The sequence below is a fragment of the Anoxybacillus sp. ST4 genome (genome assembly GCF_019448545.1).
GTDB classification, from domain to species: Bacteria; Bacillota; Bacilli; order Bacillales; family Anoxybacillaceae; genus Anoxybacillus; species Anoxybacillus pushchinoensis.
On record NZ_JAHZOE010000047.1, the window covers coordinates 1 to 9964 of the forward strand.

General features: G+C 45.0%; 5 protein-coding genes. 3 read left to right on the plus strand and 2 right to left on the minus strand.

What is annotated here, in order from left to right; genetic code table 11:
* Window positions 1-231 precede the first annotated feature (231 nt).
* Window positions 232-1194 (plus strand): C40 family peptidase, encoded by a 963-nt coding sequence (locus K1I44_RS14615; protein ID WP_219986591.1) that lies wholly within the window; start codon window positions 232-234, stop codon window positions 1192-1194.
* 23 nt (window positions 1195-1217) lie between these two features.
* Here the strand turns inward: K1I44_RS14615 and K1I44_RS14620 are convergent, their stop codons facing one another.
* Both K1I44_RS14620 and K1I44_RS14625 read right to left on the minus strand, forming a co-directional pair.
* Window positions 1218-2810 (minus strand): S-layer homology domain-containing protein, encoded by a 1593-nt coding sequence (locus K1I44_RS14620; protein WP_370628019.1) that lies wholly within the window; start codon window positions 2808-2810, stop codon window positions 1218-1220.
* 105 nt (window positions 2811-2915) lie between these two features.
* Window positions 2916-6353 carry a S8 family peptidase gene (locus tag K1I44_RS14625; RefSeq protein ID WP_219986592.1) on the minus strand — a complete coding sequence of 1146 codons (3438 nt, stop codon included), beginning with the start codon at window positions 6351-6353 and terminating at the stop codon, window positions 2916-2918.
* Window positions 6354-6588: 235 nt separating this feature from the next.
* Between K1I44_RS14625 and secA2 the strand changes: the two genes are divergently transcribed.
* On the plus strand, window positions 6589-8922 hold the full coding sequence (gene secA2 / locus K1I44_RS14630; RefSeq protein ID WP_219986593.1) for an accessory Sec system translocase SecA2: 2334 nt from the start codon (window positions 6589-6591) through the stop codon (window positions 8920-8922).
* A 16-nt stretch (window positions 8923-8938) separates the two neighbouring features.
* Window positions 8939-9805, plus strand: a complete 867-nt coding sequence (locus tag K1I44_RS14635; protein ID WP_219986594.1) for an accessory Sec system S-layer assembly protein — start codon at window positions 8939-8941, stop codon at window positions 9803-9805.
* Window positions 9806-9964 lie beyond the last annotated feature (159 nt).

The following is a 9964-nucleotide window of genomic DNA, read 5'->3' on the forward strand; positions in this document are numbered from 1 at the left end:
CTTCTGTTGGCAGGCGAAACGATCGATCGAGTTCTTTCCGCTACCTAGGGCATTTTCTATGACCGAAATGCCCTATTTGTGCTGGGCTTTTTTATACACTAGCACTGGGGTGAATAGTTACAAAAATTTTGTTACATAACTGTAAAGTTATCATTCTCCTATTTATGATACACTTGGAATCGTATGAATGTGTCGAAATAGTAAGAACAATGGCGGAGTGAGGTGGATTGTGTGTGGAGACTTATGTCAGCGTTGCTTTTGTTTTTTCTTTTCCCTTCATTCGCATATGCAGATAGTTACGACCGGCTCGTCCCCCTTGCGAAAAAATATGTCGGGGTGCCGTATCAATTTGGCGGCAGTTCGGAAAAAGGGTTCGATTGTTCTGGATTTACGCGCCATGTGATGGAAGGGCTCGGGGTAACGCTGCCGCGGACGACTGAAGGGCAGTATAAACAAGGACGTGCAGTAAAGAAAGAAGAGTTGCGCGTTGGCGATCTCGTCTTTTTTGAGACGTATAAAAAAGGACCGTCACATGCCGGAATTTACATCGGGGATAACCGATTTATTCATGCGAGTTCATCGAGAGGGATCACCGTGACGTCGCTTGACGATTCTTACTATAAGAAACGATACATAGGGGCAAGACGAGTGCTTGCTTATGAAGAAGCTGTCGGACAGTTTCGCGATATCGGAAAAGACTTTTGGGCGAATGAAGAAATTACATCGCTCGGAAAAGAAGAAATTGTGCTCGGTTACGCGAAAAGTTATTTTAAACCTGATGAAATGATGACGCGCGCGGATGCAGCGGGGCTAATCGCAGCGTATTTCGACTTTAATATGAACGATCGGAAAAAAACGTTCCAAGACGTGCCGAGCGACCATTGGGCAGTCGGTGCGATTAACGCCCTTGTCAAAGAGCGAATCGTCGATAAACAGATGACGTCGTTCCAGCCGGACGAGCCGTTAACGCGCGAGCAATTAGCGATATGGTTTGCGGAAGCGTGGAAGTTAAAACGCGGGGCGGATGTTCCGTTTGTCGACGTAAAAGAAACAGATGCGGCGTATGATGCGATCGAAAAACTTGTCGCATCAGGCATTGCGAACGGATATGAGGACGGCACGTTCCGTCCGAAAGATGTGGTGACGCGGGCGCAGTTTGCGGTGTTTTTATATCGTGCGATCAATATGAAATAGCGATGAAGGACAAGCCTTCATCGCTATTTTTTTTGCAATGTTCGGCTAAGAAAGAGCGCAAATTGTCCGCGTGTGACGATGTCGTTCGGGCGATACGGATCGTTTATTGTAATGCCGTTGAAATAGAGCGTATGGATCGGGATGTATGCCCAATGGGAAAACGGAACATCGACAAACGTGCGAGTCGCCGTTGGCGTTTCGTACACATCGCCATATACCCTCGTTAAAATCGTTGCCATTTGCGCACGGGTAATGTACTCATTCGGATGTAGCTTGCCGTCGTATCCCGTGAGCAGCCCGTACGCTTCGGCAATCGCCATTTCTTTATACCACGCGTCTGTCGGCTTTACGTCTTTCGCTTTCACGACATATCCTTCAGGAAGCGTTAAACGCAAGTCTCGAATAAGCATAAGTGCGGCATGGCGGCGCAATAGCCGTTCGTTCGGGCGATATGTGCCGTCTGGAAACCCCGAGATGATGCCGCGCTCATACAATAGTCGCGCTGCCATCTGCAATTCTTCCCCGACGACATCTGGAAAAAGCGGAGGCGTCGCAACGAGCGAATCAATCGATTCGTATGAGACGCGAAGCGTTGCCGAACCGCGATTGAACCCTTTTGCCGTCGGTTGTACGACGCGAAAAAGTGCTGTATCGACAAACGTTGAGCGAAATAGCCAAGAAATTTGACTACTCAGTTTCGTTCCATCATATGTCGTTTCGTTTATTCCTTTTGGCACACTACCGATATAAACAGAAGCATAGCGACCTTGTCCATCTTGTGCGTTCAAGTATGCCGTTGTATCGGCATATGTATAAAGTTTTAGCGAATACACGTTATTTCTTACCGTATAGTTCGTCAACAAGAGCGGAAGGGGCGGCTGCGGTTCGTACGGTGCGCCAAGCTCGTTTTTCCAATACGTTTGCAGCGCTGAAAGTTCAAAAGGGGTAGGAAGATGAACGTTCATTTGCATATGCCCTTTTAATGCGTTTGGCGAACCGAATAATTGCACGTAATCTTCTGCGAGTATTTCAGGCATATACCATTCGTACGCCCCATTTCCATCGGCATGAACATTCGGATAGCGAAACAATTCACGCGCCGCCGCATATCGCGACATGAGCCATTCGTTCGGAAGGCGCTGCTCTTTGTTTAATAAATAATAATACGTAAAATGATGCCCATATTCGTGCGCTAACGTCGTCGCCATTTGCTCGACGGTCGTCCATTCATTTCCCCCGTATAGATGAATATACCGATTCGGAAGCAACGCAGGCTTTGGACTTGTTTGATATTGCGCAAAATATTGTCCGAGTACGTTTGCACCGGCAGGATAGTCAGGAAAAATTTTAATGCTCCGTAACAAAGCAAGCTCAGCGCCATGTTTGTTTTTTAATAGTTCTTGTTCCAGCTGAATAAGCTTCGTCTTCGTCCAATGCGGGCTATAGCTTTCAAACGTGACGCCACTTTCCCCTTTATAGCTAACAATAAGCGAATAGTAGTTTTCGTAGCTTTGCGCCTGTGCTTTTTTCGTTAAATCAACGACGTGGGCGTGGACGGGCGCGTGAAAAAAGAATAAAAAAACGAATGAAAGCCAAATAAATCGCATGCGTTGCACGTTCATCACCTCGTTATCTATCAATCTACATTTATGTTAACACGTCAAACGCAACGATGAAAAAGAAAAATAAGGAAGGCTGCCTGTAATAGGCAGCCTTCGTATTTATTTCTTCGTTATAGAGAGCGTATATGGGTTGGCGTTTGGCCGAGCTAGCGCTTCTTCAACGACGACATAATACGTTCCTTTTTTCAACGAAAGGGTAGCGATTTCAGCATCGCCCTCACCGTAGTTGTCGTACGATTGCACGATGCGCCCTTTCGCATCGAAAATGGACATCACTCCATCCATCGTCCCCGGTACGTTAAGCTTGAATGTAAACGTGCCGTCGCGGTCAACGACGAACTTGTAAGCGTCTTTATCGCCGTAATCAACGACGTTCATATATCCGCTCGCTTCGTATACGTTTCCTTTTTTCGTTAACGCGAGCGGTTTCGATGGCACGTTGTTTTTCATCATAGATGCAGCATCTTCATCTTTTTTATTGAGCGATTGAATGCCAAAGTTGTACGACTGAAGCGATAGTCCATCCCACATCAACCCGTTCATGATAAAGAAGTAGCCGACATTTTTCTTCGCACGGAATGAACCGTTCACGTCATATAACGGACTGAAGCCGGTAGGGAAAAACGTCACTGCTTTACCGTATTCGTCTTCATCAATCGTCATGTTCCCGTTCGTATCTTCAACGACCGATACGATCGGAATGAACGTACCGCGAAGCTCTTTCGGCAACGAAGCATTGATTTTGCTTGGTTTTGCATAAAACGTCAACACACCGTTCGCTTCACGATGTTTGTAGTAATAATAGTCCACATCTTCTGGCAATACGAAGTTTCCTGTTTTCGATTCGTTCACTTGCACGACAGTCGCCAAAATCGGTTCATTATTGTTCTCGTTTACATCTTTCGACGCATCTATAAGCTTTTTCGACGTGATGACGTACGGATCAGCAATCGGCTGATAGTAGTCGTTTTGCACCGACATGTAATACGTTTTTCCTTCTTCTAAAATAAGCGTCCAGTTCGTCTGCTTTTTCCCGGACATCCAATCAAACGGCCAAAAATAGTTTACAGGGATAAGATCATCTTTTTTCTCATCGTATTCGAACAAAACGGCTGATGGCATCATATCGTCCGGCGTTTCGAACGCAAACTGATAAATGGCTGTTTTCGGCACTGTTACGCGATACATGTCTTGGTCATAACTAAATTGAATAAACGCTTCGATTCGGTCGCCAACGTTGTAGTCTCGCGCTTGTTGTTTTATTTGTTGCACTTGCTCTTTTTCAAAATAGCTCCAGTTTCCGTCATCAATGATGATAAACGTATCGTTCGGTTTGCGCGTCGTTTCTTTTAACTTTTCTGCTTGTTGAATCGCTTCCTCACCTGATGGCATCGGCTCGCGTGCTGGATAATGATCTTCATCTGGCGGCAACGTGATCGCATCCGCAGTTAACGTGTACGGAATGGCCGAGCCTTTTCCTTCATTTGTTTGACTGCTTGACATCATCGGATAGGAAGACATCATATAAAATGCAAGCGACGGTTCACTCGACGTTTCAAGCACATATTGTACATCCGGATACGCTTCAAACGTTAACGTTTCCCCGCGGCTCATGCCATTGTTGTTTGCGGAAGCGATCGGGAACGGTATTTCTTTATATTTCGCATCTGGATCGACTGGGCGATACAAGTCTTCCGCTACATATACGTGTAAAGAAGAGTCGATGCCCGGCACAGGAGACAGTTGAAACTTCACGGTTGTCGGCTCTGTGACGGTAAAACGGAAGTAGTCGCGGTCGCTTTCCTCTCCTCCTGAAACGAACGTCAAGTTTTCTGCAACGAACGGAAGTTGTTCAATCGTTGCTGGATTGTCTTTTGTTATGCCGTCGTCTACAAGCTCCGTAAACGACTGGACAGCTAACGTATATGTGGACTTCCCTTGTAAGCTATAGTTGCCATTCGCATCTGTTACACCGATTGCCAATACCCCTGGCTGCTTCGCTGTAAATAGTTTCGCTTCCATTTCCCCTGCGCGTCCGTCGTTGACGTGCACCGGCTTTTCAGATGTTGTTTTTCCTTCTGGGTAAAATCGGAACACAAGTTTATAGTCGTATGATTGTGCTCCTTCGAGCAACGCCTGCACGCTTTCACCTTGTTGTACGTTCATTTTTACCCAATGCATTTCTTCCGGTTTTGTCAGCGCACCTTTTTTCACGTACGCCTCTTTCGCATCAATGATCGGTGCCTTCGCTAAAATCGTTTCATCGTTCCAATTTTCTTTTTGCGGCACGTTTTTCATGTTATATTGCAGCGCAGCGACAGGATTTACTAGACCGTTGCCGTATGTTAAGTCATATCCTTTTTCCCCTAAATCCGTTGCGGTGCGCTCTAAAATCCATTCGACTTGATACGGTTTTAAGTTCGGATACTTTGATAAAAGAAGCGAAGCGACTCCAGCGACGACAGGTGCCGCCATCGACGTTCCACTTAACTCCGCAAATGAAGAACCTTTCGCATAGTCGTAAATCGGGCTGTATACGTCAACACCCGGAGCGACAAGGTCAACGGATGGTCCATAGTTTGAAAACTCGGCGAGCTTGTTTTTACTATCCGTCGCACCGACGCTAATGACTCCTTCGTATGAAGCTGGAATAGCATACATATCCGTCGCTTCATTTCCCGCTGCCGCAACGACAGTAATGCCCGCATCAATCGCTTGTTTGACCGCTTCTTCTAAAATGGGCGAGCTAAAATAACCGCCAAGGCTCATATTAATGACTTTTGCCCCTTTTTCGATCGCATATAAAATACCTTGGGCGATCGTATAGTCGCTTGCGCCCATCTCTCCACCAAAAACGTCAATCGGTAAAATGGTGACGTTTGGGTTAACCCCGTGGGCACCAACTCCATTGTTTGCGTTCGCCCCGATAATGCCGGCAACGTGCGTTCCGTGCACATCTTTGATTGGAGCACCAGCTGGGTGAATCGCATTGTAAGCTGGCAACACACGACCTTTCAACTCAGGATGCTTCGTATCCATCCCCGTATCGATGACGGCAACTGTGACGCGATGGTTTCCTGCTAGTTTTAACGCTTTGTCGATGTTTAATAGCGTCAATGCATACATACGGTCTGCTTTCGGATCAGCCGAGCCGAGCCGCTTGTATGTAAAACTTGGCGTCACGCTTTTGACCGCTTTTAATTTTGCATAGCTTTTCATCACTTCTTGCAAGTTCTTTCCTTTTTGCACCGTAACGACGTCGTAGCGCAATTGCGGAAACGATTGTTTTAACGTCGTCCCTAAACTGCGATGAACAGCGGCAGGAATTTTTTCATGGTACTTAATAATCAATGTGTCTGAACTCACTTGATGTTGCGCTTCTTCAAACCGTTTGTAAGCAAGTGACGTTTGTTTGCTCTCTACCGTTTCCTTTTTCCATTGGGCAATCGGCGGCTCCATCGATGCTTGTGCGATCGTTGGCACAAGAAGCGATGAAGCAAAACTAATGGATAATGCTAATTTTTCCCACTTTTTCATACAAATCCTCCTAAAAAAGAATGTAACATATATATTCGCTTCGAAAAGCAAATACACCTACTACAACGAGAAAAAACAAAAAAAGTTTCATATTTTGATAATTTTTTCTAACAATATTACAATATCACCCAATCTGACAAAACAAAAGAAATATTTTCCGAGACGTGAAACATTTTGGGAACAATGGTATACTGTACGTTGAGACTATTTGATTCGTATTGAAGGAGAATGCAACATGTTGTCTTACATAAGAAAATTAGTCAACCGTGATGAACGGAAACTAAAAAGCTATTATAAAACGGTTGCGCGCATCAATGAGCTTGAACCAGCGTTTGAAAAGTTAACGGATGAACAGCTGCGCGATAAAACATCGGAATTTAAACAACGGCTTCAACAAGGAGAAAGCGTATTCGATTTACAAGTTGAAGCGTTTGCGACAGTGAGAGAAGCGTCGAAACGCGTCCTCGGGATGCGCCATTTTGACGTTCAGCTCATCGGCGGACTCGTATTGGCAGAAGGAAACATCGCAGAAATGGCGACAGGGGAAGGGAAAACGCTCGTTGCTTCTTCTCCAAGCTACTTGCGAGCGTTAGAAGGAAAAGGTGTGCACGTCATTACTGTCAACGACTACTTAGCGAAACGCGACCGCGACCTTATTGGAAAAATTCATGAATTTTTAGGGCTGACGGTCGGCTTAAACTTGCCGCATATGTCGCTAGAAGAAAAGAAAGCAGCGTATGCAGCAGACATTACGTACGGTGTCGGCAACGAGTTTGGGTTCGATTATTTGCGCGATCATATGGCATATCACGTTTCCGATCGCGTTCAACGTCCGTTTCATTATGCGATCGTTGATGAAGTCGACAGCGTGCTTATTGACGAAGCGAAAACGCCACTCATTATCGCAGGGAAGACAGGCGTCAGTTCCGAACTAAGTTATTTATGCGCCCGCATCGTCAAACATTTTAAACGGGACGAAGATTACGAATATGACGAAGAAACAAAGACAGTGAACTTAACAGAACAAGGCATCGAAAAAATTGAGAAAGGATTCGGCATTGACAATTTATACGATCTTGAGCATCAAGTGCTTTATCATTACGTCATTCAAGCGTTGCGCGCATATGTCATGTTTACGCGCGATGTCGACTATATCGTAAAAGATGGAAAAGTGTTGTTGATTGATATGTTCACAGGCCGGCCGATGGAAGGACGAAGCTTAAGCAACGGACTTCATCAAGCGATTGAAGCGAAAGAAGGCTTAGAGCTAACAGAAGAAAACAAAATTCAAGCGTCGATTACGATTCAAAACTATTTCCGCATGTATCCGATTTTATCAGGGATGACGGGCACAGCGAAAACGGAAGAAAAAGAGTTTCAAACGTTATATGGTATGGACGTCGTTCAAATTCCGACAAACCGCCCCGTCATTCGTCAAGACTTGCGTGACCGCATTTTTATTTCCATTGACGCAAAATACAAGGCGGTCGCAAAAGAAGCAAAGCGCGTGCATGAAACGGGGCAGCCGATGCTCATCGGCACGACGTCCATTTTACAGTCGGAAAAAGTAGCGAAATATTTAGCTGAAGAAGGGCTGTCGTTCCAATTGTTAAACGCAAAAAGCGTCGAGCAAGAAGTCGAGCTCATTTCGCGCGCAGGTCAAAAAGGACAAATTACGATTGCGACAAATATGGCTGGACGCGGGACGGACATTATGCTCGGGGAAGGAGTGGCTGAGCTTGGCGGTTTATACGTTCTTGGTACTGAGCGCCATGAAAGCCGCCGCATTGACAATCAGCTAAAAGGACGCGCTGGCCGCCAAGGCGATCCAGGGCGTTCGCAATTTTTCATTTCGCTCGAAGATGATATGTTTCGCCGCTTCGCCAAAGAAGAGCTGGAGAAAATGAAAAAGGCGCTTCGCGTGAATGAAGAAGGCGAAGTGTTAAATGAAGACGTCCATGAATTTGTGAACCGCATACAGCGCATTTGTGAAGGAAGCAATTTCTCAGTGCGCGAATATAACTTAAAGCTCGATGACGTACTAAACGAGCAGCGCCGCACCATTTATACGTTGCGCAATCGCGTGCTAGAGGCGAATGATGTCGTATCTATTGTTGCCAACATGGTTCCGTCGTTTTTAGAAAGAGAAGTAGCTTATACGTGTCCAGAAGATGTCATTCGAGAGGAATGGGATGTCGCACGTTTAGTAGAGACGGTTCGCATCGTCACAAACGAACAAATTGATATAGCTAGTGCGGTCGAACAACAAGAAGTGGAATCGATCGTTCAACGAGCCATCGAAACATGGAAAAAGCGCGTTTCTTCATTCTCATACACAGAGGAACAACAATGGGCGCTTCAACGAGCGTTGCTTTCCTTAATCGATTTCCATTGGACAAAGCATTTAGAGGCAATGGAACTATTAAAGGAAGGAATTGGATTGCGCTATTATGGACAAGAAGATCCGATGCGCCAATATGCAAAAGAAGGGTTGGAGCTCTTTACAGTTATGTACCATCGTTTAGAAAAAGATGCGTCCCAACAATTGGCTCAGCTGCTTATACAATAAGAAAGGAGATGGAACAATGCTTCCATTCTTTAAAAAGAAAAAACAAGGTGAAGATAGTACAATTCAAGCGAATCAACTATTTGATGGCACACATGAACAACAAGATGAAGATGTGCATACGACGTTATCCATTCATCCACTCATGTCGTTAACGACAGAACAAAAATATTATTTTCAATATATGAACAACGAATTACCGCCATTGAAAAAAAACCAAGTATCGTTATCCGGAATCGAATGGAAAAAAGAAGGAGAAAACTATGTCATTACTGCGTTCGTGCGCAACAGTTTAGACAAAGCGATTCGTTTCGATGAAACTCCGTTGCTGTTTATCGGACCAGACGGACAAGTGCTTGGTCGCAAAATATTCCCGATGCAAGAATTAGGTGACATTCCACCTAGAAGTAGTCGACCGTGGCGATTTGTATTCACGAAAAAAGATTTACACAACGAGCATATTCCGGAGACGGGCTGGAAGCTAGCGTTTGAATTAAAAAAGACGCATCGCTTAGATTTAGAGGAAAGTTGGAAAAAACAATTAAGCAAAGAAGATCAAGACAAGCTTGAACAGCTCGTCCGTTCACTTACCCCACCGAAAGAAGGCGAACTAAACGTGATGGGGTTGCAAGCGCAAGTAAACGAAGAAGGGAATTTGATCGTCACATTGCTCATTCGCAACGGTACGAATAAGCATATTACGTTTGAACAATTGCCGCTCATCGTCGAAGATGCTAAAGGAGATGTGTTAGCGCGCGGAGCGTTTACACTACAATTGGAAGTAAAAGCGAACACAAGCAAACCGTGGACGTTCATCTTTCCAAAATCACTCGTCCAAAAAGAAACATTTGATTTCTCCACATGGCGAGCCTATATTCCACAGTAAGGAAAAAGGGGCTGATGAATTTCATCAGCCCCTTTTCAAAGTGTTGAAAAAGTGGGGAGTCAAGAAAAAGTTCACTTTCCTCGTGAATTTTTTCTTCTTTTCTTTTTTCCTTATTTGTGGTAACTTAAATCTATACCATGTGATTGAAGGGATCGTAAC